Annotated in this window: 1 protein-coding gene and 1 pseudogene; both read right to left on the bottom strand. The window is 55.2% G+C overall.

Annotated features, from left to right (window positions below):
- Positions 1–188: 188 nt before the first annotated feature.
- Positions 189–326, bottom strand: a pseudogene (locus QMZ25_RS18995) (IS4 family transposase); the annotation flags it as partial.
- A gap of 1,060 nt (positions 327–1,386) precedes the next feature.
- A partial coding sequence (locus QMZ25_RS18990; RefSeq protein ID WP_283220131.1) for an aminotransferase class V-fold PLP-dependent enzyme occupies positions 1,387–1,570 on the bottom strand: 184 nt, incomplete at its 5' end.

Here is a 1,570-nt window from a genome sequence, read left to right as displayed (position 1 = left end):
ATCACCTGCACCGCATGCGGCGCCTGTATCGCGAGCAGGTGGGACGGCTGCGCCAGCTGGTGGCCGAGCAGGATGATGTCGCCATTTTTCATTTCAACATGACTCCAGTGCCACATTTCGCTGGACTACGCTGAATCCTGATGCATCAGGTTTATTAATGAGTTAGACCCTGAGGTTCCTCCACGTTTTCATGCCGTCAGTACCGCCTGATCGAGCACTTCCGGTGGCAATGATCGCAGGCGTTCCAGCCATCGGAAGACAGACTCCATCGGCCAGTACCTGGCCAAGGCTTCCCAGCCCATGCGCAGGGTCGAGTACAGCTTCCGTAGTCCGTCAGCGGCAGGATCAACCGGAGCTCCAACCGCAGACGGGAGAATTCCTGTTCCCAGTGCTGTTGGATGGAAGACGGGTACATATGACATGACATGGGATCCCGCTCGAGTTGACGCAGCGGGTGCGGTCATAACGGGGGCCGGCGTCGTTGGGGGTGCGGCAATTGCTGTTGACGCCGGCATCCCCTATCTGGCGGCAGCCTCAAATCCAATAGCCCGTGGAGTGTCTAATACCTGGAAGAATCTCTCATTTGACGGTCCCTCGTCTGGCGGCTTGCATGCTAATGGACGACTGGTAGGAGTTCGCTGGAAAGGAGGACAATGGGGAGTTCGTCTAGATCTTCATCCGATAAATAGTGATAGAACTCCGATTCTTCATATCAACTATGGACCTTCTAATCGCGGTGAGGCTGCTCATCTTGTATTATTTGATCCTCGCTGGATAAAAAAATAGGTCCCGCTATGAGTGCTGCTGATGAAGTGAAGTCCGCTGTTTCCTGTCTGCGGGTATTGTTGCAATCCGAGCCTACCTCTGCGGACCAAGTCTCTGCTTGGTGTAACAAGGCCGAGGCACTTAAGCGATCCCTTCAATTCAGTGTTTATGGAATAGATGTTCCGCATTTGATATGGCATTATCTTGATGATGTTGATATCCGTTTCCGGGATAGATCCTATGCGCAAGATCAAATAATGACAGTCGAGAAGATTATTGAGGAGTGGGGTAGGCGTGTGGGCTGAGATAATAGATTAATGCCTGCAGGTTCCAATAGCCCCAAGGCGTGACGCTCCATCGGGGTGAACGGTGGGTGTTGAGGGGCGTCGTGATGATGTACGTCTTCTTGATTGCTTCCGGGGTATCCATGCTCGTTGGCATGTGAAAGGCGAGGTCTCAAGGCCGCTGATGGTGGAATGGTTCGGCATTACGATGAGATTGCCCGTCCTGGCATCACTCGGCATTTCCCGGTTTCACCTCTGCTGGCTTGCGTCCCGCGCGCAATAAAAAACGCCGCAGTCCCCTGCGGCGTTCCCGTATTTCCCTGGCTCTGGCGAATCCTCAGCCGAGCAACTTACGTACCTTGGTCAGCGCGGTCATGAACCGCTCGATCTCGCCGTGCGTGTTGTAGAACGCCAGCGAGGCACGGCAGGTGGCCGCGACACCGAAGTACTGCAGCAACGGATGTGCGCAGTGCTGGCCGGAACGCACGGCCACGCCTTCCAGGTCGAGCAGGGTGGCCAGG

It is taken from the genome of Stenotrophomonas sp. RS-48 (assembly GCF_030053245.1).
GTDB classification, from domain to species: Bacteria; Pseudomonadota; Gammaproteobacteria; order Xanthomonadales; family Xanthomonadaceae; genus Stenotrophomonas; species Stenotrophomonas maltophilia_P.
The sequence above is the reverse complement of the archived record's forward strand: the minus strand, read 5'-3'. Positions and strand labels throughout refer to the sequence as shown.